The organism is Bacillus haynesii (assembly GCF_001969855.1).
Classification (GTDB): Bacteria; Bacillota; Bacilli; order Bacillales; family Bacillaceae; genus Bacillus; species Bacillus haynesii.
In genome coordinates, this window is sequence record NZ_MRBL01000003.1 from 262,154 (window position 1) to 284,742 (window position 22,589).

27 protein-coding genes and 1 riboswitch are annotated in these 22,589 nt (G+C 47.1%); of the genes, 22 read left to right on the top strand and 5 right to left on the bottom strand.

Annotation, left to right across the window (positions count from 1 at the left end; genetic code table 11):
- Positions 1–80 precede the first annotated feature (80 nt).
- Positions 81–923, bottom strand: coding sequence for an oxidoreductase (locus tag BTA31_RS03360; RefSeq protein ID WP_076788885.1), 843 nt, complete (start codon positions 921–923; stop codon positions 81–83).
- Between the two features lie 141 nt (positions 924–1,064).
- Here BTA31_RS03360 and BTA31_RS03365 point away from each other — a divergent pair, with 141 nt between their 5' ends.
- The 3 genes from BTA31_RS03365 (at position 1,065) to BTA31_RS03375 (ending at position 4,640) form a co-directional block, all read left to right on the top strand.
- On the top strand, positions 1,065–2,219 hold the full coding sequence (locus BTA31_RS03365; protein WP_076788886.1) for a D-alanyl-D-alanine carboxypeptidase family protein: 1,155 nt from the start codon (positions 1,065–1,067) through the stop codon (positions 2,217–2,219).
- 109 nt (positions 2,220–2,328) lie between these two features.
- On the top strand, positions 2,329–4,113 hold the full coding sequence (locus BTA31_RS03370) for a M3 family oligoendopeptidase (protein WP_076788887.1): 1,785 nt from the start codon (positions 2,329–2,331) through the stop codon (positions 4,111–4,113).
- Positions 4,114–4,193: 80 nt separating this feature from the next.
- Positions 4,194–4,640, top strand: a complete 447-nt coding sequence (locus BTA31_RS03375; protein ID WP_076788888.1) for a YusW family protein — start codon at positions 4,194–4,196, stop codon at positions 4,638–4,640.
- 40 nt (positions 4,641–4,680) lie between these two features.
- Here BTA31_RS03375 and BTA31_RS03380 read toward each other — a convergent pair whose 3' ends face one another.
- The gene (locus BTA31_RS03380) at positions 4,681–5,658 is read right to left on the bottom strand and encodes an ABC transporter substrate-binding protein (RefSeq protein WP_076788889.1); all 978 of its coding nucleotides are present in this window, start codon (positions 5,656–5,658) and stop codon (positions 4,681–4,683) included.
- Positions 5,659–5,810: 152 nt separating this feature from the next.
- Between BTA31_RS03380 and BTA31_RS03385 the strand changes: the two genes are divergently transcribed.
- Genes BTA31_RS03385 through BTA31_RS03405 form a run of 5 tightly spaced genes read left to right on the top strand, consistent with a single transcriptional unit; the run spans position 5,811 to position 9,685 of the window.
- Entirely contained in the window at positions 5,811–6,812 is a 1,002-nt protein-coding gene (locus tag BTA31_RS03385) for a FecCD family ABC transporter permease (protein ID WP_043927166.1), read from the top strand.
- The gene (locus BTA31_RS03390) at positions 6,809–7,864 is read left to right on the top strand and encodes a FecCD family ABC transporter permease (protein ID WP_076788890.1); all 1,056 of its coding nucleotides are present in this window, start codon (positions 6,809–6,811) and stop codon (positions 7,862–7,864) included. The genes BTA31_RS03385 and BTA31_RS03390 overlap by 4 nt, the downstream gene beginning before the upstream one ends.
- A gap of 17 nt (positions 7,865–7,881) precedes the next feature.
- Positions 7,882–8,700 carry an ABC transporter ATP-binding protein gene (locus BTA31_RS03395; RefSeq protein WP_043927164.1) on the top strand — a complete coding sequence of 273 codons (819 nt, stop codon included), beginning with the start codon at positions 7,882–7,884 and terminating at the stop codon, positions 8,698–8,700.
- A complete protein-coding gene (locus BTA31_RS03400) occupies positions 8,693–9,433 on the top strand; it encodes an IucA/IucC family C-terminal-domain containing protein (protein ID WP_076788891.1) in 741 nt (246 codons plus the stop codon). Before BTA31_RS03395 ends, BTA31_RS03400 begins: the two co-directional genes overlap by 8 nt.
- Complete coding sequence (locus BTA31_RS03405; RefSeq protein WP_076788892.1) at positions 9,434–9,685, top strand: YusU family protein; 252 nt, start codon at positions 9,434–9,436, stop codon at positions 9,683–9,685. It abuts the gene before it with no gap.
- 29 nt (positions 9,686–9,714) lie between these two features.
- Here BTA31_RS03405 and BTA31_RS03410 read toward each other — a convergent pair whose 3' ends face one another.
- The 3 genes from BTA31_RS03410 to BTA31_RS03420 form a co-directional block, all read right to left on the bottom strand.
- Positions 9,715–10,056, bottom strand: a complete 342-nt coding sequence (locus BTA31_RS03410; RefSeq protein WP_043927161.1) for a spore coat protein — start codon at positions 10,054–10,056, stop codon at positions 9,715–9,717.
- Positions 10,057–10,066: 10 nt separating this feature from the next.
- Entirely contained in the window at positions 10,067–10,318 is a 252-nt protein-coding gene (locus BTA31_RS03415; RefSeq protein WP_043927159.1) for a hypothetical protein, read from the bottom strand.
- A gap of 78 nt (positions 10,319–10,396) precedes the next feature.
- Positions 10,397–10,558 carry a YuzL family protein gene (locus BTA31_RS03420; protein ID WP_076788893.1) on the bottom strand — a complete coding sequence of 54 codons (162 nt, stop codon included), beginning with the start codon at positions 10,556–10,558 and terminating at the stop codon, positions 10,397–10,399.
- 210 nt (positions 10,559–10,768) lie between these two features.
- On the opposite strand from BTA31_RS03420, the gene BTA31_RS03425 reads away from it, so the two are divergent.
- The 14 genes from BTA31_RS03425 (at position 10,769) to BTA31_RS23500 (ending at position 22,537) form a co-directional block, all read left to right on the top strand.
- The gene (locus tag BTA31_RS03425) at positions 10,769–13,159 is read left to right on the top strand and encodes a 3-hydroxyacyl-CoA dehydrogenase/enoyl-CoA hydratase family protein (RefSeq protein WP_076788894.1); all 2,391 of its coding nucleotides are present in this window, start codon (positions 10,769–10,771) and stop codon (positions 13,157–13,159) included.
- An 11-nt stretch (positions 13,160–13,170) separates the two neighbouring features.
- On the top strand, positions 13,171–14,346 hold the full coding sequence (locus tag BTA31_RS03430; protein ID WP_076788895.1) for an acetyl-CoA C-acetyltransferase: 1,176 nt from the start codon (positions 13,171–13,173) through the stop codon (positions 14,344–14,346).
- A 19-nt stretch (positions 14,347–14,365) separates the two neighbouring features.
- Entirely contained in the window at positions 14,366–16,150 is a 1,785-nt protein-coding gene (locus tag BTA31_RS03435; RefSeq protein WP_076788896.1) for an acyl-CoA dehydrogenase family protein, read from the top strand.
- Between the two features lie 374 nt (positions 16,151–16,524).
- Positions 16,525–16,881 (top strand): arsenate reductase family protein, encoded by a 357-nt coding sequence (locus BTA31_RS03440; protein ID WP_003185068.1) that lies wholly within the window; start codon positions 16,525–16,527, stop codon positions 16,879–16,881.
- A 61-nt stretch (positions 16,882–16,942) separates the two neighbouring features.
- The gene (gene gcvH, locus BTA31_RS03445; protein WP_020452879.1) at positions 16,943–17,326 is read left to right on the top strand and encodes a glycine cleavage system protein GcvH; all 384 of its coding nucleotides are present in this window, start codon (positions 16,943–16,945) and stop codon (positions 17,324–17,326) included.
- A 60-nt stretch (positions 17,327–17,386) separates the two neighbouring features.
- Positions 17,387–17,623 carry a YusG family protein gene (locus BTA31_RS03450; protein WP_043927155.1) on the top strand — a complete coding sequence of 79 codons (237 nt, stop codon included), beginning with the start codon at positions 17,387–17,389 and terminating at the stop codon, positions 17,621–17,623.
- A gap of 62 nt (positions 17,624–17,685) precedes the next feature.
- Entirely contained in the window at positions 17,686–18,030 is a 345-nt protein-coding gene (locus BTA31_RS03455; protein ID WP_076788897.1) for a toprim domain-containing protein, read from the top strand.
- 25 nt (positions 18,031–18,055) lie between these two features.
- On the top strand, positions 18,056–18,364 hold the full coding sequence (locus BTA31_RS03460; protein ID WP_076788898.1) for a thioredoxin family protein: 309 nt from the start codon (positions 18,056–18,058) through the stop codon (positions 18,362–18,364).
- Between the two features lie 121 nt (positions 18,365–18,485).
- Entirely contained in the window at positions 18,486–18,833 is a 348-nt protein-coding gene (locus tag BTA31_RS03465; RefSeq protein ID WP_043927151.1) for an SCP2 sterol-binding domain-containing protein, read from the top strand.
- A 184-nt stretch (positions 18,834–19,017) separates the two neighbouring features.
- A riboswitch (SAM riboswitch) is annotated at positions 19,018–19,125 on the top strand.
- A gap of 116 nt (positions 19,126–19,241) precedes the next feature.
- Positions 19,242–20,267, top strand: a complete 1,026-nt coding sequence (gene metN, locus BTA31_RS03470) for a methionine ABC transporter ATP-binding protein MetN (RefSeq protein WP_043927150.1) — start codon at positions 19,242–19,244, stop codon at positions 20,265–20,267.
- Positions 20,260–20,928: a methionine ABC transporter permease gene (locus tag BTA31_RS03475; protein ID WP_076788899.1), complete on the top strand. Its 669-nt coding sequence runs from the start codon at positions 20,260–20,262 to the stop codon at positions 20,926–20,928. The genes metN and BTA31_RS03475 overlap by 8 nt, the downstream gene beginning before the upstream one ends.
- A gap of 13 nt (positions 20,929–20,941) precedes the next feature.
- Positions 20,942–21,772 carry a methionine ABC transporter substrate-binding lipoprotein MetQ gene (metQ, locus tag BTA31_RS03480; protein WP_076788900.1) on the top strand — a complete coding sequence of 277 codons (831 nt, stop codon included), beginning with the start codon at positions 20,942–20,944 and terminating at the stop codon, positions 21,770–21,772.
- 91 nt (positions 21,773–21,863) lie between these two features.
- Positions 21,864–22,247, top strand: coding sequence for a carboxymuconolactone decarboxylase family protein (locus tag BTA31_RS03485; protein WP_031305044.1), 384 nt, complete (start codon positions 21,864–21,866; stop codon positions 22,245–22,247).
- 155 nt (positions 22,248–22,402) lie between these two features.
- A complete protein-coding gene (locus BTA31_RS23500; RefSeq protein WP_256379620.1) occupies positions 22,403–22,537 on the top strand; it encodes a YuzK family famiily protein in 135 nt (44 codons plus the stop codon).
- The last annotated feature ends 52 nt before the right edge of the window (positions 22,538–22,589 follow it).

Genomic DNA, 22,589 nt, shown 5'->3' on the forward strand with positions numbered 1-22,589 from the left:
TCGTGTTTTTCATTTGTTAATTATATTATAACAAATATAAAATTAAAATCAATACTAAATTATAATTATTTTAAATAACCTTATTTAAACAATTTTTTCACGACCGCACGTTCCCAAATCCGCCATGGCAGGGCGCTGTGGAGGAGGATCAGGAGACGAACACCCCTGCCGATCGGATAGCGCAGCCTGTTCAGCCGCTTTTTTGCAGCGAGGCGGCAGATCAGTTCAGCCACATCATCAGGGTTTCCGTATTGTTTGCGGCTCGCCTCAATGTAGGCGGAGATCCGCTCGAAATATGTACTGTACCGTGATTCGGATTCAGGTACAGTGACTTGGGCGGCAAATGATGTCTCCCAAATCGCCGTCTGATACGATCCCGGCTGGACGACGGCCACATCGATCCCGAATGGACGGAGTTCGAGGCGGAGGCTTTCTGAAAAGCCTTCAACCGCATGCTTTGATGAAGCATATGCCGAGAAAGCCGGGAAAGCGATCCGTCCGCTGATGCTGCTCAGATTGATGATTTTGGCGCCGCTGTGTTTCTTCATATAAGGAAGAACCGCTTTCGTGACTGCCATCAGGCCGAAAACATTTGTCTCATACTGTTTTCGGTAGTCGTCAAGAGGGAGCTCTTCAGCAAATCCGCCGTATGCCGTTCCTGCATTATTAACGAGAACGTCAATCTGTCCGTACCGTTTCAGCTCTTCGGAAAATGATGATATCGATTGTTCGTTTGTGACATCAAGTTCAGCGACGGCAATCGATGACTCGATCGAGAGCTCCGCTATGCGGTTCCGCAAAGCTTCCGCTTTTTCTGGATGGCGCGCCGTTGCGATTACGAAATGAGTGCCGGCGAGTTTTAAAGCTGTCAATAAACCAAATCCGCTCGTCGCGCCCGTTACGATGGCGATTTTATTGTTCAATGAGTTTCCTCCATTCAAAATTTTGGTTTGTTGACAAAAAAAGGCTTGTCAGCGACAGTTTATCATTGATAAAATTTAAAAAGTGCTAAAAGACCTATTTTTATAAAAAAATGCAAGCGAGAAAGAAGGCAGGGTGACACGATGAATGTTAAACGATCCCTCCTGTTCATTATTGTACTATGTCTGACGCTGTTTTTTCATAGTTCGGCTCAAGCAGGAGAAAAAAACAAACCGGAAATCAAAAGCGTTTCCGCCATATTGATCGATGGGAAATCGGGGCAGGTCCTCTATGAAAAAAACAGCCGCAAAAAAATGTATCCAGCCAGCATTACCAAAATTGCCACGGCGATTTATGCAATAGAAAACGGAAATTTAGAAGATCGTGTGAAAGTCAGCAAAAATGCCGCTCAAACGGAAGGATCAAGCGTATATCTGGAAGTTGGGGAGTCGGTTCCGTTAAAACGGCTGCTCCAAGGGCTGCTGATGAACTCGGGAAATGATGCCGGTACGGCGATCGCCGAACATGTAAGCGGAAGCGTGAAACAGTTTGCGGATGATTTGAACGCGTATATTGCTGAGCATGCCGGAGTGCATGACACTCATTTTATGAATCCTCACGGACTGTTTGACAAACATCATTATACGACGTCCGCCGACATGGCGAGAATTACCGAGTACGCAATGAAAAACAAAACGTTTCGAGCGCTTTTTTCGGAAAAGCAAACGGCTTGGCACGGACAGACGTGGGACACAACGCTGAAAAACCATCACCGAATGCTGACGGGTGAGATTCCTTACAAAGGTATAACCGGCGGCAAAACAGGATTTGTGAATGAATCAAAGCATACCCTTGTCACGACGGCAACGCGGGGCAGCCTTGATTTAATCGCGGTCGTCATGAAGGCCGATAGCAAGAAAATGATGTACAGCGATACAAAAACGCTTTTGGATGAAGGATTTCACAATTACGAGACACAAGAACTCAAAAAGGGAGAAGCGTTTACTGACCAGAACGGGACGAGCCATGAGCTGAAGGGCCCTTTATACGTTACGAAAAAGAAAGGCGAATTCCTGAGTGAAAATGTAGACAGCGACGGAATCCTTAACATTAAAGGGGAGGACGGCAGGCTGCTTCAGGCACTGCAAATCGCAGAACCATTCAGCGCGGAAATGACAAGCGGCACAGATGGTGTTCACGGTCAACCGCAAAGTAAAGGCGGATTGTTTTTATTTGTGTTCGGCCTAATCGGCTTATTGACAGCCAGCTATGCGGTCAAGCGGATGAGGCAGCTGTAATATGATAAGGGAAGAGGCGCGCCGGCTCACAAGCCGGCGTTTTTTATTTGCCCTGAAAAGGCAAATTTATCTTATAATGGAAACAAGCCAATGAAAGGGGACGGGAACAATGACATTTCATCAACTGAAGGATACGTGGGATCTCGAGGTTTTCTTTAAAGGGGGGAGCGGCTCCGCCGAATTCCGCCAATATTTACATGAGATTAAAACACTGCTTTCAACTTTTAAACGCTCGGCCGAGGCTCTTACCGTTTCAAAAAGCGGCCTTGATGAATTGAAAGAAACACTGGCACTTTTTGAGACAATTGATGTTAAAATCCGCGAAGCAGACGCTTTTGTCGGATGTCTCCAAGCCCAGGACATCACGGATTTAAAGGCGAATGCCCTTAATTTTGAGGTCACCCAGCTCGCTGCCGATGCGCAGAAGGCACTGGTCGTCCTTGATAGCAAATTTGCCGTTGTCCCAAATGAAGAATGGGAAGCGATCCTACAAGATGAAGGTATTTCCGATATCGCTTATATTTTGAATGAAAGAAGAGAGCGGGTAACGGAAAAGCTTGGTTCCGAACAGGAAACATTGATTCAGGGCTTGTCTGTTGACGGATATCATGCCTGGGGCGATATGTACGACAGCATCGTCGACCAAATTCAAATTCCGTATGAAGAAGATGGCGAGACGAAAATTCTGTCTGTCGGACAGGCGCAGAATCTGACATCTAAACCCGACAGAAAGATCCGCCGCTCCGTATCGGAAAATTTGGACCACGGATGGGAACAGCACGCTGATTTGCTCAGCAGCACGCTGAATCATCTGGCCGGTTTCAGACTGAACGTCTATGAGGCGCGAGGCTGGGACAATGTATTAAAAGAACCGCTGGACATCAACCGCATGAAGCAGGAAACCCTTGATGTCATGTGGCAGGTCATTATTGATCATAAAAAGCCGTTTGCAGACTATCTTGCCCGGAAGGCGTCTATGTTCGGGCTGGATAAACTGAGCTGGTATGACGTCGAAGCGCCTCTCGGTTCAGCAGCAAAGGAATATTCGTATCAAGAGGCAGCCGCTTTTATTACCGGGCAGTTTGAAACGTTTGGAAAAAAGCTCTCCTCCTTTGCCGAAAAGGCACTCAGAGACAGATGGGTTGAAGCTGAAGACAGGGGAGGCAAACGTCCGGGCGGTTTTTGCGCCAATTTTCCTGACAGCGGGGAATCGAGAATATTTATGACATTTGCAGGAAGCCAGTCAAACGTTTCCACCCTGGCGCACGAGCTTGGCCATGCCTTTCATCAGGAATCCATGCTGGACGTCAGACCGCTGAACAGGGCGTACGCGATGAATGTGGCGGAAACCGCGTCCACTTTTGCAGAAATGATCGTGGCTGATGCGGCGTTAAAACAAGCCGGTTCAGACGAAGAAAAACTCGTCCTTTTGGAAGATAAGGTTCAGCGGAGCGTCGCCTTTTTTATGAACATTCACGCAAGGTTCCTATTTGAAACCCGCTTCTACGATGAACGAAAAAACGGCGTCGTATCCGCCGGAAGGCTGAACGAACTGATGGAAGAAGCTCAGAAAGAAGCGTTTTGCGGTGCGCTTGGCGAGTATCATCCGTATTTTTGGGCATCAAAGCTTCATTTTTATATTACGTCTGTCCCGTTTTATAATTTTCCTTATACGTTCGGCTACTTGTTTTCGCTTGGCATTTACGCGCAAGCGCTGAAAGAGGGAGCGGCTTTTGAAGAAAAATATATTGCCCTCTTAAAAGATACAGCCTCCATGTCTGTTGAGGAACTGGCCATGAAGCATCTCGGTGCCGATCTGACGAAGCGGGATTTCTGGGAAGCGGCCATTCAGCCGGCTGTCCGCGATGCAGAAGCATTTTTAGCGATGACATAAAAGGCTTCCGCTAAGAGATTGAATGAGTTTCCGCAAAGTGGACATAGCTAAGGATAATGTGCATAGAGGAGATGAACGGTATGAACCAATTTCGGATGGCCGTTATCGCTCTCGTCATGATCCTGATGACCGGCTGCCGATCCATAGCGGAAGAACATGCGGAAGGCAAGGAGGCCGTTCCCGATAACGCCCCTGTTTCAGATGCGGAAAGCGTGCCTTACGATACATTTGCATTGGAAGTAAACTATGGCCGTGGAAAGCACAATACGTTTGAAGCCGTATACGACAAACAGGAGCGGGAAGAAGCATCAATTAAAGACCATCTGAACGGAGCGGACCGCGAAGGGGAAGAAGCTTTAAACGAAATGAAAATGGTGTTAAGCGAGCTTTCGGTCGCCAAATCCGATTCAAAGCAGGACGTGATTAGCAATGTGCTCGAGGCTTTTAATCTTGACGAACGATATGACCGGTTTCATCTGCGGGTGAAATGGCCGGATGGTACGTCAAGAATCTATAACGGAAAATAAACAAAAGAGCATTTCCAACGGCGGAAATGCTCTTTTTTGCTTACGATTTTAAAAAGTATTTTTCGATATCATCAAGGAACAGATACGCTGCTTTTACACCGCCGGCCGTCGTCCAGATCGCATCGTCGACTTCATGGGCGTTTCCGGTTTTTACAGCGTTCAATTTTTTCCAAAGCGGATCGCTTGTCCAATCGTTTTGCCACGTTTCAGCTTCTTTTTTGCTTTCGGCAGGTTTATATGTGAAATAGAATAGGACATCCCCATCCATTTCAGGGATCGATTCTTTATTTTCCGTCATAAAAACAAATTTGTCGTCTTGTTTCTCAAACAGTTTTTCCTGTTTTTCCGGATACTTGAATCCGAGCTGATCCAGGATGATTCCCGGGAAAGAATCTTTATAATAAATCCTTGATTGGCCGGCCATAAATCTGACAACCGACACCCGTTTCTTTTTCTCGTCGCCGAGCTTGTCGCTTAATTCGCTGACTTTTTTATCAAAATCTTCTAAAACTTCTTTGCCCTTTTCTTCTTTGTTTACCGCTTTCGCGTAGAGGGAGAAGTTATCTTTCCATTCCCCGCGCAGTGTTTCAGAGAAGACTGTCGGAGCAATTTGTTTAAGCTTGTCGTATATTTTTTCATGCCTCATTTTATTCCCGATGATTAAATCAGGCTTCAGCTCGGCAATCGCTTCGATATTCGGTTCGCCTTCGAGTCCGACTTGCTTAACGCCTTCCATATCGGCTTGAATATGCTTATACCAAGGGTCGCCTGTCCAGGATTTGACTGCACCCACAGGTTTGATTCCAAGTTCCAAAAGCGCTTCGGTTCCTTCATTTGTCAGGACGACGACTCTTTTTGGGTCTGCAGGCACTTGGTCTTCCGTACCCATTGCATGTTTAACGGTGATCGTATCTTTATTCTCTCCGCCCTTTGCAGAGTCATCCTTGCCTCCGCCGCAGGCTGCAAGAATTGAAATCGCTAACAAAGCGATAAATCCAACAATTGACCATCTCTTCATGTGTGTCCTCCTTAGGTATGTAAGTCATTCAACCTGATCATAATTTTCGATCAGAATTTTGTCAATTGTTAATTGAAAATGATTTTCAAGATCATTGTTATCTGATACAATAACCAGTAGATGTTTCAGTCAAACTAGGAGAATTTTAATTTATGCTCTTAAGAACGAATAAATATAGAACAATCGCACTACTGTCGTTTATTTTGGTGCTCGTTGCCGCCGTTTGCGCCAGTATCGTATACGGTTATACGAATACGTCATGGTCGATGGCCTACAAGGCTTTTACCGACTTCAGCGGCTCTAATGAACATCTGGTCATCAAAAACGTGCGTTTGCCGCGCGCGCTGATTGCTGCAACTGTCGGCGCTTCCCTCGGGGTTGCCGGTGCTTTAATGCAGGCGATGACAAAAAATCCGCTTGCTTCCCCGGGAATTTTCGGAGTGAACGCGGGGGCCGGTTTCTTTGTTGTTGGTGCGCTGTTCTTCTTTCACGTCGGTTCGCTTCAGGCGATTGCATGGATCTCGTTTTTCGGTGCAGCCTTTGCCGCGATTGTCGTCTATTTGGTCGGCTCTCTCGGAAGGGAAGGGCTGACGCCGGTCAAGCTGACGCTTGCAGGGGCGGCGATGTCAGCGCTGTTCTCCTCCCTGACGCAAGGAATGCTTTCCGTTAATGAAGCAGCGCTTGAGCAGGCATTGTTTTGGCTTGCGGGCTCTGTCCAGGGGCGCGATCTCAGCCTCTTGGTCTCCGTCCTTCCATATATTTTACCGGCATTCATCATCAGCTTTTTACTCGGATCTAAAATCAATGTCTTAACGATGGGGGAGGAAGTGGCCAAAAGCCTCGGCCAGAAAACGTGGCTGATTAAAGCGCTGATGGCGGTTTCGATTGTCTTGCTTGCCGGGGGATCTGTCGCCGTGGCCGGGCCGATCGGTTTTATCGGTATTGTCATCCCGCATTTTGCAAAATTTATCGTCGGCCACGACCATCGCTGGGTTCTTCCGTACTGCGCCGTGCTGGGAGCCATCCTGCTCGTATCCGCAGACATTGGTGCAAGGTACCTGATCATGCCTGAAGAAGTACCTGTCGGCGTCATGACAGCCATCATTGGGACACCCATTTTTGTCTATATCGCGAGAAGGGGGTTCCAAAAATGAAAAATTACCGCACGCTGAGAATCGGAAAAGGCGGCGTTTCATTGTTGATCGGCAGAAAAGCGCTGTTTTCGTTCACGATCCTGTTCGTTTTGACGGCTTGTGCCGTCGTCCTCAGCGCCGGCATCGGTGAACGTTTTATTTCTCCGGGTGATGTCGCGAAAACGTTTTTGGGCATGGGTGATCCAGGTGATGACCTGATCATCATGTCCTTCAGGATGCCGCGGATTTTGGTCGCTCTGTTTGCAGGAATCTGTCTGGCGGCAGCCGGGTCGATCCTCCAGGGTCTGATCCGCAATCCGCTCGCTTCCCCGGATATCATCGGTGTGACCGGCGGGGCTTCAGTCGCTGTTGTCTTGTTTTTAATGCTGTTTTCCGATAAAAACAATGCGCTTACGGTCAGCATCAGCTGGCTCCCGGTCGCCGCATTTATCGGCGCTGCTCTCGCCGGAATGCTCGTTTATTTTCTTTCATATAAAAACGGCTCTTCGACTTTCAGGCTCGTTTTGATCGGAATCGGCTTTTCGATGCTTGCCCAGTCGTTGACGACATTGTTTATGATAAAAGGACCGATATACAGAATGTCCCAGGCGAATGTCTGGATTACCGGATCAGTATATGGCTCCAACTGGCAGGATGTGAACATTTTATTGCCGGCTGCGCTTGTCCTTTTGTTGATATCGGCAGCCGCTGCCAGAAACGTCAATATCCAGACGCTCGGCGAAGAACTTGCGACAGGGGCGGGCAGCTCGGTTCAGCGGAACCGCTTTTTGCTCCTGCTTCTGAGCACGGCTTTTGCCGGAATCGCCGTTGCCTTTGCCGGCACCGTCGGATTTGTCGGTTTGATGGCCCCGCATATCGCAAGAAGGCTTGTCGGTTCGTCATTCGGCGCCCTCTTGCCGGTTGCCGCGCTGATCGGGGGATTGCTCGTGCTGATTGCCGACATCATCGGGCGCACGCTTTTTTCTCCCGTTGAAGTGCCTGCCGGTGTGTTTACCGCAGCGATCGGCGCCCCATACTTTATCTACTTGCTGTATAAAAGCAGAAACCAATAAAAGGAGAGATTTCATTTATGAGTGCCATTTCAACAGAAACGTTAAGCTTAGGTTATGGAGAAACAATCATTATTGATGAGTTAAACTTAACGATCCCAAAAGGTGAAATCACCGTATTTATCGGCAGCAACGGCTGCGGTAAATCGACTCTCCTTCGGTCTCTCGCACGTTTGATGAAGCCAAAGGGCGGTTCAGTGCTCCTCGAAGGCAGCTCCATCGCCAAACTTCCGACGAAAGAAGTGGCAAAGGAGCTGGCCATTCTTCCTCAAGGACCTTCTGCTCCGGAAGGCTTGACCGTTCTCCAGCTCGTTAAGCAGGGGCGGTATCCTTATCAAAACTGGCTGAAGCAATGGTCAGCAGAAGATGAAGAAGCCGTGCAAAATGCTTTGAAAGCGACAAGAATGGAAGAGCTGGCTGAGCGCACAGTCGATTCCTTGTCCGGAGGCCAGCGGCAGCGCGCCTGGATCGCGATGACGCTCGCCCAGGAAACGGATATCATTTTACTGGATGAACCGACGACATACTTGGATATGACGCATCAAATCGAAATTCTGGACCTTTTGTTTGAATTAAATGAACACGAAAAACGCACGATCGTGATGGTGCTGCACGATTTGAACCTCGCCTGCCGCTACGCCCATCACCTCGTCGCGATTAAAGATAAAAAGATATATGCCGAAGGCCGGCCTGAATCTATTATCAACTGTAAGCTTGTACAGGACGTTTTTGAAATGGACTGCGAAGTGACGAAAGATCCGCTTTTCGGCACACCGCACTGCATTCCGTACGGAAGAGGAAGATGCATCGTCCAGCAGGTGGTTCAGTCCCATGCTTAATTTAACAAAAGAGGAGCTTGAGTCATTGCTTCGTTTTCGCCTTGGAACGAAGCAGACCGGCTCCTTATTCTCTGTTAAAGGAAACATGCTCCTTGATGAGGATTTTTTAGGCCGTTATGCAGAAGCTATAAAAGACAGGCTGAACGCTCCGAATCAAAAAGTTGCTGCTTCAATGCTCGTCAAGCGCTGCGGCATGCTTGCTGCGCTGCATTTCTATCTGTTTACGGTTTGCGGAAAACGGCTCCCCGCCGACCCCGCTTCCGTATCGTGGGAGATAGAAGCGGATGATCAAGGGTGGACGCCGTCGTTTTATTTTCACAAAGGTGCTGAGCTTATCGAAGGGGACCGCACCGAAGAACTGAAAAAATTGACCGAAGATATCTTCAGTCGCCATCTGGGCGGCCTGATCGCGGCCTGTCGACGGACATTCTCGATTTCAAAGCACATTCTTTGGGAAAATATTGCGGTTTATCTGTATTGGATGTACGACTTGCTTCAGGAAGATCCGAAGCTCAAGGCACGGGCTGCGCGAGATTTCCGTTTTCTTCTTTACGAAGCAGAGCCCGGCCTTTTTGAAGAAGGTGCGGACGAAAACCCTCTCAAAAGGTTTTATCCCGGACAGCATGCAGAGGATCGGACACGCACGACTTGCTGTCTGTATTATGCAACAGACGAAAACGGCGTCAAATGCAGGACATGCCCGAGAAATAAACATAAAGAAAGGGTGTCGTGAGTGGAAAAACTCAGGGAGCAGCTGGACGGACTGGTTGAGAAATACACGGAACTGCTTTTGGGCGAAACGGACGAAGAACTGAAAGAACAGGTGAAGATGTGGATCATCTACAGCCATATCGCTAAAAGCATGCCGCCCCTCGCCAAGCATTGGAACGGAGCTTATCCGGATGCGAAGCAGGAGATAAAAGAAGTCATCAGCCAGATTAAAGAACGTAATGAAGCGCACCGGGCGGCTAATCAGAAAAAATAAGTAGAGAGATTCCTCTGCTTATTTTTTGTTTATTGATTTTGCTGATATGGCGACTGGTCTTGCAATGTAGAGTGGAACTGCTGATAGGACTGCTGGATTTTCTGGGCATCTTCTGCCTCCACCTTGTACCATCCGTTTTGAAACATCACTTGGTACAATCTGCGCTGCACGTTTTGCGCCTCGTTAAACAGCGGCTGAACGGCCTGGTAAAGCGATTCATGGCTTAATTCATTAAGCGCTGTCGAGTATGCTGACGTCATATATTTTTCGGTTGTCAGCAGTTCATTGACAAAATCCCTGTCGTTCATCGCGCTTGTCTTTGGGACAGGGGTTTCCTGATTGCCGATTTTCTGTTGGTTTTGCTGATTCATCATTGACCTCCTATTGCATGTATGCTGACGGGTTTTGCGTTTGATTTTGACGAAGCTGCTCCAATATCACATTGTAATGGTGATGGTGCATTTGTCCGACCCTGTCGAGTTCTGTTTTAAGGGACTGATCCTGGCATTGATCCGCCATAAAATGCGCTTTTTTCATTGCGAGCAAGTTCCAGTTCAGCATATCCTGCAAATACAGATGGTCCTTCGTTGAAATGACCGGCGGCGGTGTTGTCATTCCTTGCTGATGTTGCATGCGTCTGCCTCCTTTTAGCGTTCGTTAATTTTTAGATTTCCTAATACAGGAAAATTTATACCAGATGCTTAAAGGGGCTTAATCATCTTCAGGAACATCCATATTATGCTTTTTATATTGCTGGTTTTGGCTTGTCTGTTTTCCGCCCGCATCCGCCTTTTTATAATCCGGACCTGCATTGCCTTTTATGCTTGCGGCACTGACTGCGGCTGAAGATGGATTTTTTCTTTCACGTACCAAGGCCTTCACCTCCTCTCTATTGGTTTGTCCCAAAAACGGGGAAACATGTAAACGCGGCAAAATCATACCCGATGAAAAAATTTCAGAAATTTTGCACCAAGTTATTGAACTCGCTTCCAAAATCTTTTAAGATGAAAGAAGACAGGAGAGTTTATTTTTTTTGGAGTAAAAATGAATGAGTATTCATTCAAAGGTGGGGGAGGATCTTTCATGGTCAAGCATATTCGAAAAGCCGCCGTTATCGGTTCCGGTGTAATGGGTTCCGGAATCGCGGCTCACTTAGCCAATATCGGGATTCCTGTATTACTGCTCGATATGGTGCCGCGTGAATTAACAGATGAGGAAAGGAAAAAAGGCCGCACCATTGAAGACCTGGATGTGCGCAATCGGCTGGCACGGACAGCCGTACAAAAGCTGTTAAAGCAAAAACCGGCTCCGCTAACATCAAAGAAGAATATTAGCCGTATCAGCACAGGGAACATGGAAGACGATTTTGAAAAAATTAAAGATGCCGACTGGATTATTGAAGTTGTTGTCGAAAACCTGGAGATCAAGAAGCAAGTGTTTTCAAAGGTCGATCAATACAGAAAACACGGAAGCATCGTCAGCAGCAACACATCAGGCATCTCCGTCAGGCAGATGGCTGAGGGAAGGTCCGCTGATTTTAAAAAGCACTTTTTAGGAACGCACTTTTTCAATCCGGCCCGCTATTTAAAGCTGCTTGAGGTGATTCCGATTGACGAAACGGATCCCGAAGTGTTGGCCTTTATGAAGAAATTCGGCGAAGACGTTCTTGGCAAAGGGGTTGTTGAAGCGAAAGACACGCCAAACTTTATCGCCAACCGCATCGGAACCTACGGCTTGCTTGTGACGGTTCAGGAAATGCTGAAAGGCGGCTACACGATAGGCGAAGTCGATTCGATTACAGGTCCGCTGATCGGACGCCCGAAAAGCGCAACCTTCAGAACGCTCGATGTCGTCGGCCTTGATACATTTTCACATGTAGCCAAAAATGTCTATAACCAAGTCACGGGCGAAGAAAAAAACGTTTTCCGGCTGCCTGAATTTATTGAACAAATGCTCGAAAAAGGCTGGATCGGAAGCAAAGCGAAACAAGGTTTTTACAAAAAAGAAGGAAAAGACATCCTTGAGCTCGATCCGATGACGATGACCTACAGCGCGCGTCAAACATTAAAAACATCGGGACTGGAAGCGGCCAAGCAAATGAAAGGCGCAGGAGCGAGATTGAAAGCGCTTATTTATTCCGATGACAGAGCGGGAAGCCTCCTTTGGAACATGACAGCTCCGACGCTTGTATATTCGGCAGAGCTGACAGGGGAAATCGCTGACAGCATAACGGCGGTTGATCAGGCGATGAAATGGGGATTCGGCTGGTCGGAAGGGCCGTTTGAAATGTGGGACAGCATCGGTGTGAAAAATGCGGTGCAAAAGCTTGAAGCAGAGGGCTGGAAGGTCGCGGACTGGGTGAAGGAAATGCTCGCGAAAGGACATGAGACCTTCTACCTTAAGGAAAACGGAAAGACGTTCTACTACTGTTTTGAAAGCGGCGAATACAGGGCGCTTCAAGAAAACAAGAAAACGATCCTTTTGTCATCACTCAAAGAAACAAAAGGCGTCATCAAGAAAAACAGCGGGGCAAGTTTGATCGATTTAGGCGATGATGTCGCACTGCTCGAATTTCATTCGAAAAGCAACGCAATCGGCCTGGACATCATCCAAATGCTGAAATTTGCTCTCGAGGAAGTAGACGCCAATTATAAAGGGCTTGTGATCGGCAACCAGGGCAAGAATTTCTGCGTCGGGGCCAATCTCGCGATGATGCTGATGGAAGCTCAAGACGACAACTATATGGAAATTGACATGATCATCCGTCAGTTCCAGGAGACGATGATGAAAGTGAAATACAGTTCCAAGCCGGTCGTCGCTGCTCCGTTCGGCATGACGCTTGGCGGGGGGACTGAGCTTTGCCTGCCTGCTGCCCGTGTGCAAGCCTCAAGCGAGTCATACATGGGCCTCGTTGAAACAGGCGTCGGTCTGATTCCGGGCGGCGGAGGCAATAAAGAGCTTTATTTAAATTACTTGAAGGGGCTGCCTGAAGGCGTTAAACCGGATATCCAGGAGGCCGCGATCAAGACGTTTGAGACAATTGCCCTTGCAAAAACGTCGACTTCGGCTCAAGAAGCGAAAGAGCTGAACATCTTAACCGCAGAGGATCAAATCAGCATCAACCAGTCTCACTTGTTATACGATGCCAAAAAACTCGTCCTGACGCTTTCCGAAAGCGGCTACCGTCCGCCGGTGAAAAAGAAAGTTCCGGTGACGGGCGAAACCGGCTATGCGGCGCTCCTGCTCGGTGCGGAATCGTTAAAGCTGTCAGGCGCCATCTCTGAGCACGACATGAAGATTGCGAAAAAACTGGCGTTTGTCATCGCGGGCGGCCGAGTTCCATTCGGCGCCGAAGTAACGGAAGAATACTTGCTCAATTTGGAAAGAGAAGCGTTTCTGAGCCTTGTGAGCGAACCGAAATCGCAGGCGAGAATGCAGCATATGCTTGTGAAAGGCAAACCTTTGCGTAATTAGGAGGGAAAATAATGAAAGAGGCAGTTATTGTATCGGGGGCGAGAACCCCGATCGGAAAAGCAAAAAAAGGCTCATTGAGGACTGTCCGTCCCGATGATTTAGGCGCATATGCGGTGAGAGAGACGCTGAAAAGAGCTGGCGGTTATGAAGGGAATATCGATGATTTAATTATCGGCTGTGCTACGCCTGAAGCCGAACAAGGCTTGAATATGGCACGCAATATCGGGGCGCTGGCCGGTCTGCCACACACAGTTCCGGCCGTGACGATCAACAGATATTGTTCATCAGGACTTCAATCAATCGCATACGGGGCCGAAAAAATCATGCTTGGAGCTGCCGACACGATCATTGCCGGCGGCGCTGAATCGATGAGCATCGTACCGATGATGGGGCATATCGTCAGACCGAACGCGGCGCTGGCGGAAACAGCTCCTGAATACTATATGGGAATGGGCCATACGGCTGAACAGGTTGCCGTCAAATACGGCGTTTCCAGAGAGGATCAGGATGCATTTGCTGTCAACAGCCATCAAAAAGCAGCCAAGGCGATCGCGGAAGGAAAATTCGAAGATGAAATTGTCCCGGTGGACGTCACCATCAGAGAAGTGGATGAACATCACAAGCTGAAGGAGCGGACGTTTACTTTCTCTGCCGATGAAGGTGTACGCCCGGGGACAACCAAAGACGTTCTGTCAACGTTAAAACCGGCGTTTTCAGCGAACGGCTCGGTTACGGCAGGGAATTCCTCGCAGACGAGCGACGGGGGTGCCGCAGTGATGATCATGGACAGAGAAAAAGCAGACGCACTCGGTTTAAAGCCCCTCGCAAAATTCCGTTCGTTCGCAGTCGGCGGCGTTCCGCCGGAAGTGATGGGCATCGGTCCTGTTGAAGCAGTCCCAAGGGCGCTGAAGATGGCGGGACTTGAGCTGTCAGATATCGGTTTATTCGAATTAAATGAAGCGTTCGCATCACAGGCGATCCAGGTCATCAGGTCGCTTGGCATCGATGAAGAAAAAGTCAATGTCAACGGCGGAGCGATTGCGCTCGGACATCCGCTCGGCTGCACGGGAACAAAGCTGACGCTGACATTGATCCACGAAATGCGGCGCAGAAGCGAGCAATTCGGCGTTGTGACGATGTGTATCGGCGGAGGTATGGGAGCAGCAGGCGTATTCGAATTAGTTTAATCACAAGGGGGATGGAACAATGGAACAAACAAAAGATCATATGAAAAAAGGCGGCGCCTTTCTAATTGAAGAGGTAACAGCTGATCAGATGTTCACACCGGAAGATTTCACAGATGAACATAAAATGATCGCCAAAACGACTGAAGATTATATTCTCGGAGATGTTCTGCCATACATCGACGAAATTGAAGAGCACAATTTCGATCACTCTGTCAGGCTTCTGAAAAAAGCCGGCGAACTCGGGCTTCTCGGGGCTGACGTTCCTGAGGAGTATGGCGGACTCGGACTCGATAAAATCAGCTCGGCGCTGATCACCGAAAAATTCTCAAGAGCGGGGAGTTTTTCGTTATCGTACGGGGCGCACGTGGGGATCGGCACGCTTCCGATCGTATTTTTCGGAACCGAGGAGCAAAAGAAAAAGTATCTGCCGTCCCTTGCAACAGGGGAAAAATTTGCAGCCTATGCTCTAACAGAGCCGGGCTCCGGATCTGATGCATTAGGGGCAAAAACAACGGCCGTTTTGAATGAGGCGGGAACCCACTATATATTAAACGGCGAAAAGCAATGGATTACAAACTCAGCTTTTGCCGATATTTTCATCGTCTATGCGAAAATAGACGGCGAACATTTTTCAGCCTTCATTGTGGAAAAAGATTACGCAGGCGTTTCCACAGGGCCTGAAGAGAAAAAAATGGGCATCAAAGGCTCTTCGACCCGCACACTCATCTTAGACCAGGTTCAAGTTCCGAAAGAAAACCTTTTAGGCGAACCCGGAAAAGGGCATGTCATCGCCTTCAATATTTTAAATATCGGCCGCTATAAGCTCGCTGTCGGGACAATCGGCGCTTCCAAACGGGTTATCGAGCTGTCCGCTGCATATGCCAATCAGCGTCAGCAGTTTAAGACGCCGATTTCAAGGTTCAGCTTAATCGGCGAAAAAATCGCCAATATGTCAGCCAAACTTTATGCGATGGAAAGCTCTGTTTATCGTACGGTCGGGCTGTTTGAAGACAAAATGGGCACCTTGAGCGAAGAGGAGCAAAAAGACGGGCGCCAGGTCGCAAAATCGATCGCAGAATATGCAATCGAATGCTCCCTTAACAAAGTATTCGGATCTGAAACGCTTGATTATATCGTTGATGAAGGCGTTCAAATCCACGGCGGTTACGGTTTCATGCAGGAATACGAAGTGGAGCGGGCTTACCGCGATTCACGGATCAACCGGATTTTTGAAGGAACAAACGAAATCAACCGCCTCATCGTCCCGGGCACCTACTTGAAAAAAGCGATGAAAGGCGAGCTTCCTCTGTTTGAGAAAGCAAAGGCGCTTCAGGAAGAACTGATGATGCTCATGCCTGAAGAACCAGGTGACGGTGTTCTCGAACAGGAAAAGTATCTGCTGAGAAACGCCAAAAAGACCGCGCTCATGATCGCGGGACTCGCCGCGCAAAAATACGGAAAAGCGATCGACCAGGAGCAGGAAATCCTCGTAAACATCGCCGACATTGTCAGCCAGGTCTATGCGATGGAAGCAGCTATTTTGCGTACTGAAAAAGCCATCCAGGCAACCGGCGAAGCCAAAAACGCCCAGAAAATTCTTTATACGCAGATTTTTGCGCAGGAAGCTTTTCAGGAAATTGAAAGCCATGCCAAGGAATCACTCATTGCGATGGAATCAGGCGATTCGCTGCGCATGATGCTGTCCGCGCTCCGCAAATTGACGCGCTTTACGCCGGTCAACGTAATTGAGAAAAAGCGCCAGGCAGCCAAGGAAGTCTTTGAAGCTGAGAAATATATCGTTTAAACGAAAAGCCCTGCTTTAAGCAGGGCTTCAGCGTGTCGAGAAACCCTCGCATTCGTTGTCAGGCCTGCTAAGTCGGTGCTCACGAATAAAAGAGGAACGGCGGCTAACAGCCCAGGCGTCCTGCCTGAACACCGCCGTCATCACATTCTGTGAAAGTCAGCTCCGATGCTCGGCCTTCCTAGACCGCAAGGGTTGCGGGTCTCGCTGAAGGGATGACAAAATCCCAAAACAAAAAGCCGTTTTGCGATTTTATCAACAATCTGAAGCCCTGCTTTATACAGGGCTTCCTGAGCTGTTATAGAATCGAGCACTGTTTTAGGTTTTTCATTCGATCTGTGTTAAAATTACCTCGATTAAATGAGAGGGGTGTATGTATGGCTTTGGATTTTTACTGGTATCCGAAATGCGGGACATGCCGCAAAGCGAAAAAATGGCTTGAAGACCACGGCAAAGAAATCAATGGGATACATATCGCAGAACAGCCGCCAAGCAAGGAAAAACTGAAAGAGCTCTACGAGAAAAGCGGGCTTGAATTGAAGAAGTTTTTCAACACGAGCGGCCAAAAGTACCGCGAACTCGGCCTAAAAGACAAGCTGCAAAGCATGTCTGAAGATGAGCAGCTGGAACTGCTGGCTTCGGACGGTATGCTGATCAAACGCCCGATTACGACAGACGGCAGTAAAGTAACGGTCGGTTTTAAAGAAGATCAGTTTAAGACATACTGGTTATAACACATCAAAATATGATATCTTCAATGTAGGATCGATTAAAACACTTTATGGAGGGGTTAGCATGAGCACACCGAAAGAGTTGCGTTATTCAGAAGAACACGAATGGGTGAAGACAGAAGGAGATAAAGTCAGAATCGGCATTACAGACTTTGCCCAATCCGAACTTGGAGACATCGTATTTGTCGAGCTTCCTGAAGTGGGAGACGAAATCAAAGCGGACGAGCCTTTTGGCAGCGTTGAATCCGTAAAGACCGTTTCTGAGCTGTATGCCCCGATCAACGGAAAAGTGGTCGAAGTGAACGAAGATTTGGAAGACAGCCCTGAATTCGTCAACGAGTCTCCGTATGAAAAGGCATGGATGATTATCGTTGAGCCGTCTGATGCTTCTGAAATCGAAAATCTGATGACAGCCGAGCAATATGAGGACATGATAAAAGAAGACTAAGGATTATTCAGGATAGCTGTTCGTCGTTTGGATACTCTATATCAAGAGGGGGTGTCCAAATTGACGCTGAAAAAAGAACGTATTGATATTACAGAACATGTTGAAAGCCGATTGAAAAACGGCGGAATGCAGCTGTACCATGAAAATGAGCTGATCGGCCGAATCACCGGAAAGGATCAATACGAGTTGAAATCTGGATATTCATTCCAAGATGAAAAAATTTACAAAATGGCGGATACCGTAAGCGGACCGGATGCTAAATATGTAGACTGTGATGACCACCAAGGCTGGTGTTAATCAAGTCAGGCGGTGAATATTCACTGCCTTTTTTTACAAGTAAATCTTTAAAGGTGATCCATATGCCGGAAAATGAAAAAGTCATGATCGTCGAAGGGAAATCAGATAAGCAAAAAGTGAAGCATGTCATCGAAGAGCCCGTGGACATCATTTGCACAAACGGAACGATCAGCCAGGCAAAACTCGATGAATTCGCCGAAACGTTGTTTGATAAAGACGTTTATATCCTGGTGGATGCCGATGAATCAGGCGAAAAGCTCCGCCGTCAGCTGATGAGGGAGCTCCCCCAAGCTTCGCATCTATACATCGATAGAGTATACAAAGAAGTCGCTTCCGCCCCGAGTCAGCATGTTGCAGAAGTATTATTTCGTTCAAACATCCGGGTCTATACAAAATATTTATTATAAAACGTATTGAGGTGCGGTTCAACAGATGCAAGAACTTCAAGAAAAAGAGCTAAAACGGCTTGAGCATGAAACCTGTCTTCTATATGTATACACGCCGTTCTGCGGAACGTGTCAGCTGGCCGGAAGAATGCTGGAAGTCGTTGATGAAATGATGAAGGACATTCCTTTTTATAAAAACAATCTCAATTATTCCCCGTCATTTGCCAAGCTGCATGAAATAGAAAGCGTCCCGTGTTTTATCCTTTACAAAAATGGGCGAGTCGTCAAAAAAGAATACGCTTTTCACTCCGTTTCCTACTTATATGATACGATTAAACAAAATGTTGTGGATTAAGGGCGGTTTTGACATATTTCTCGGGAAATAACCAGCAAAAACTTGTCGAGCAATTCCTAAAGGAACTCCTGCGGCAGACAGAGAATCTGTAAGTATGACCAATTTACAGGAGGTTATACAGTTGGAGAAAATGGGATTGATAGAAAGAGAGGACAAGGCTCTTTTTTTAAAACCTCTATTATCTACAACGGCTTTGCTGATTACGTTTCAAGGCGAGAAAGAAGCTTTTACGTTAGCGATCAACGAAAAAGGGGAAATGGAAAAATCTTCTCCTGTAGAAAAAGCTCATTTGACCTTTTTTGGAGAGCAAAGCGAGATTATTGACCTTCTACACGGCGACATTTCATTGCAGCATCTCGTACAGCGCGGCACTGTTAAAGTGAAAGGCTCTTTCAGAGCTTTATTGAAGCTTGAAGCGATTTTATGGCTGACGGACGGCTTCTTTAAAAACAGCGATCTTTATTCATAGACATTTTAAACATTTGAAAAATCGGCACATTCCTTGTATAAGTCAGACAGGGGGCGGGCGTTTACGTTCGTCTCTTTTCGCCGTAGGCCGATTGTCTTACGGAAAATAGTTGACAACTATTTTTTCGCATGATATCCTACTTTAAGAATTCCGATCATAATAATCAAAAAATGAATATATGTTTCTCTTATCCAGAGAGGTGGAGGGAAGTGCCCTATGAAACCCGGCAACCATCAACACGTGTTGAAATGGTGCCAATTCACACGAAGCGTCATGCTTTGAAAGATGAGAGAAAGGCCCAGACTATTCAAAAGCCTTTCTGCTCATGTGTGCAGAAAGGCTTTTTTCATTGTTTGATCAGGAATTTAGACAACTATGAGAATTGAGCAAGAAAGCAGGTGATGGCTTTTGATAAATCTTCAAAATGTTTCAAAGATTTATCGGTCAAAGCATGGAGATGTCAATGCTGTCCAAGATGTCACCCTTACGATTAAAAAAGGTGAAATCTTCGGAATTATTGGATATAGCGGAGCGGGAAAAAGCTCCTTGATCCGTCTCTTGAACGGACTTGAACAGCCGACTTCAGGCACGGTTGAAGTAGCCGGCAGAACAATCAGCCAGATCAAAGGGAAGAAGCTGAGGAATGCAAGGCAGGAAATCAGCATGATTTTCCAGCATTTCAACCTCTTGTGGTCAAGAACGGTGCGCGACAATATTGCGTTTCCGCTGGAGATCGCCGGTGTCAGCAAAGCAAAACGTCTGAAAAGAGTCGCTGAACTGATTAAGCTTGTCGGTCTTGAAGGCAAGGAAAACGCCTACCCTTCACAGCTTAGCGGAGGGCAAAAGCAGCGCGTCGGCATCGCACGGGCGCTCGCAAACAATCCGAAAGTTCTCTTATGCGATGAAGCGACATCAGCGCTTGATCCGCAGACGACTGACTCGATCCTGGGTCTTCTGTCCGATATCAATGAAAGACTCGGGCTGACCATTGTCCTGATTACTCATGAAATGCATGTCATCAGGAAAATCTGCCATAGAGTGGCCGTCATGGAAAACGGAAAGGTCGTAGAAGAGGGCGATGTGCTGAACGTATTCCTCAAGCCGAAGGAAGAAATGACAAAGCGCTTTGTTCAGCAGGTAACAGAACCGGTGGAAACAAAGGAAACGCTGAAGCATTTCCTCGAAGAAACGACATCCGGGCGGACGATCAAGCTCACCTTCGTCGGTGAAGCAGCCGAATCGCCGCTGATCACGCAGATCATTCGGAAGTTCGATGTTGAAGTCAACATCCTTCAAGGCAAAATCTCGCAGACTCAGGACGGCGCATACGGTTCATTGTTCATTCATGTCGATGGGCGTGAAAACGAGGTCAATGACGTGGTCGATTTCATCAAGAGCCGCCAGGTAGAAGCAGAGGTGATCACGAATGTTTGAAAAACTGTTTCCAAACGTAGATATGGAGCAGCTGTGGGAAGCAACGTATGAAACGATCTATATGACAGGAATTTCTCTGTTGTTTGCTTTTATCATCGGAGTGATTCTCGGTATGCTGCTGTATTTAACTTCAAAAGGCAACATTTGGCAGAATCGGGTCATTAACGGTGTAATCTCGGCAATCGTCAATGTGTTCAGGTCTATTCCTTTTATTATATTGATCATTTTGCTGCTCGGTTTCACAAAGTTTTTAATGAACACGATCCTGGGGCCGAACGCCGCACTTCCGGCTTTGATTATCGCATCCGCTCCGTTCTATGCCCGCCTAGTTGAAATTGCTTTGCGCGAAGTTGACAAAGGCGTGATTGAAGCGGCGAAATCGATGGGGGCAAAAACATCGACGATCATATTTAAAGTACTCCTGCCCGAATCGATGCCGGCGCTGATCTCAGGCATTACGGTTACGGCGATTGCACTGATCGGTTCGACGGCGATGGCCGGAGCAATCGGTTCAGGCGGACTCGGGAACCTTGCCTATGTAAACGGCTTTCAGATGAACAATCCCGATATTATACTCATCGCAACTATTTTCATCTTAGCTATTGTGTTCATCATCCAATTTATCGGGGATTTTATAACAAATAAATTAGACAAACGTTAGGGAGGACATCAACATGAAAAAAGGTTTATTAACAGCTTTATTCATCATTTTTGCAGGTGTTTTGGCCGCTTGCGGATCTTCCAGCAGCGAAGGAGATAAAGACAGCAAAGTCATTACAGTCGGAGCGACGCCAACGCCTCACGCTGAAATCCTTGAAGAAGCAAAGCCGCTTTTGAAAGAAAAAGGCTATGAGCTTAAAATCAAAAATTTCACGGACTACAAACTGATCAACAAAGCGCTCGCTACAAAAGATCTTGATGCGAACTACTTCCAGCACATCCCGTACCTTGAACAAGAAATGAAAGAAAATAAAGATTACGATCTTGTCAACGTCGGTGCGGTACACCTTGAGCCATTTGGCATTTATTCTAAAAAGTATAAATCTTTAAAAGACCTTCCTGACGGTGCAAAAATTATTATGAGCAACAACGCCGCTGAACAGGGCCGCATGCTTGCAATGCTTGAAAATGCGGGGCTGATCAAGCTGAAATCAGGCATTGAAAAAGTGGACGCGACAGTAAAAGATATTACAGAAAACAAGAAAAACCTAAAAATCAAAAATGATGTGGCGCCTGAAATGACGGCAAAAGCATACGAAGCCAATGAAGCTGACGCAGTGTTCATCAATGTGAACTATGCGATCCAAAACAAGCTGAATCCGAAAACCGATTCAATCGAACTTGAGTCTCCAAAAGACAATCCTTACGCTAACATCATCGCCGTCCGCAAAGGCGACGAAGATTCTGACAAAGTAAAAGCTCTGATGGATGTATTGCGCTCTGATGACATCAAAAAGTTCATCGACAAAAAATATGAAGGCTCTGTTATTTCTGTATCTGAGTAAATGAAAGAACACCCCGGTTTCCAGAAAACCGGGGTTTTTTCGCGTATTTTTTGAAAAGAAGCTCATAATAAAAAAAGACTACCAACTGAAAATGGAGGAACAAAACGTGAATCAGCATGAATCAGAAAGCATTATCGAATCCGCACTGCATGAATATAAGGCGGGGATCGGCATCTTTTCCGAAAAAATGCCCGGGATTGCCGCCAAATACAACGAATTTACCGAAGAATGCTTTAAAAAAGGCGCGCTCAGCGAAAAGGATAAGCAGCTGATCGCACTGGGCATCAGTGTCAATACGCAGGATGAATATTGCATTATTTATCACATCAAGGGCTGCCTGGATTGCGGAGCGTCAGAGGAAGAAATTCTTGAAGCAGTCGGTGTAACTGCGGCATTTGGCGGAGGCGCGGCCATGAGCCAAGCCGTCACACTCGTTTTGCAGGCGATGGAAGAATTCCAGCAAATGAAGCATTGATTTTTCGTCCGTGAAAGCATATTGAAAGCACACACATCTTTGCAGAGTTTGTATATAACTGGTACTATGTAAGAAAATCTCTGAAAGGATGATTTATTATTTGTTCAAGCCAAGATCAGCTTGACCTTGAATTCACGGCCGAAATGGAAAAAGCGATGCACAAGTCGCATGGAATGGGGTACGAGGAGTACAGCAGAAGCCATGTGAACCGGCTTGAAGTTGAGAAAAGGCGCGAAAAGCAGTATCAAAAAAGCAAGCAGATCGTATCAGACTTACCCATGATCGGATAAACGCGAGGGGGGCGGATGTCAATCCGTCCTTCTCCATGTTCCAGCAGCCGCT

Coding starts and splice junctions, on each gene's coding strand:
- BTA31_RS03460 (WP_076788898.1), top strand. CDS start 18,056: ATGCAAGAACTTCAAGAAAAAGAGCTAAAACGGCTTGAGCATGAAACC.
- metQ (WP_076788900.1), top strand. CDS start 20,942: ATGAAAAAAGGTTTATTAACAGCTTTATTCATCATTTTTGCAGGTGTT.
- BTA31_RS23500 (WP_256379620.1), top strand. CDS start 22,403: ATGCACAAGTCGCATGGAATGGGGTACGAGGAGTACAGCAGAAGCCAT.
- BTA31_RS03475 (WP_076788899.1), top strand. CDS start 20,260: ATGTTTGAAAAACTGTTTCCAAACGTAGATATGGAGCAGCTGTGGGAA.
- BTA31_RS03390 (WP_076788890.1), top strand. CDS start 6,809: ATGAAAAATTACCGCACGCTGAGAATCGGAAAAGGCGGCGTTTCATTG.
- BTA31_RS03425 (WP_076788894.1), top strand. CDS start 10,769: ATGGTCAAGCATATTCGAAAAGCCGCCGTTATCGGTTCCGGTGTAATG.
- BTA31_RS03485 (WP_031305044.1), top strand. CDS start 21,864: ATGGAGGAACAAAACGTGAATCAGCATGAATCAGAAAGCATTATCGAA.
- BTA31_RS03440 (WP_003185068.1), top strand. CDS start 16,525: ATGGCTTTGGATTTTTACTGGTATCCGAAATGCGGGACATGCCGCAAA.
- gcvH (WP_020452879.1), top strand. CDS start 16,943: ATGAGCACACCGAAAGAGTTGCGTTATTCAGAAGAACACGAATGGGTG.
- BTA31_RS03395 (WP_043927164.1), top strand. CDS start 7,882: ATGAGTGCCATTTCAACAGAAACGTTAAGCTTAGGTTATGGAGAAACA.
- BTA31_RS03375 (WP_076788888.1), top strand. CDS start 4,194: ATGAACCAATTTCGGATGGCCGTTATCGCTCTCGTCATGATCCTGATG.
- BTA31_RS03455 (WP_076788897.1), top strand. CDS start 17,686: ATGCCGGAAAATGAAAAAGTCATGATCGTCGAAGGGAAATCAGATAAG.
- BTA31_RS03410 (WP_043927161.1), bottom strand. CDS start 10,056: ATGAATCAGCAAAACCAACAGAAAATCGGCAATCAGGAAACCCCTGTC.
- BTA31_RS03370 (WP_076788887.1), top strand. CDS start 2,329: ATGACATTTCATCAACTGAAGGATACGTGGGATCTCGAGGTTTTCTTT.
- BTA31_RS03415 (WP_043927159.1), bottom strand. CDS start 10,318: ATGCAACATCAGCAAGGAATGACAACACCGCCGCCGGTCATTTCAACG.
- BTA31_RS03430 (WP_076788895.1), top strand. CDS start 13,171: ATGAAAGAGGCAGTTATTGTATCGGGGGCGAGAACCCCGATCGGAAAA.
- BTA31_RS03380 (WP_076788889.1), bottom strand. CDS start 5,658: ATGAAGAGATGGTCAATTGTTGGATTTATCGCTTTGTTAGCGATTTCA.
- BTA31_RS03435 (WP_076788896.1), top strand. CDS start 14,366: ATGGAACAAACAAAAGATCATATGAAAAAAGGCGGCGCCTTTCTAATT.
- BTA31_RS03365 (WP_076788886.1), top strand. CDS start 1,065: ATGAATGTTAAACGATCCCTCCTGTTCATTATTGTACTATGTCTGACG.
- BTA31_RS03400 (WP_076788891.1), top strand. CDS start 8,693: ATGCTTAATTTAACAAAAGAGGAGCTTGAGTCATTGCTTCGTTTTCGC.
- BTA31_RS03385 (WP_043927166.1), top strand. CDS start 5,811: ATGCTCTTAAGAACGAATAAATATAGAACAATCGCACTACTGTCGTTT.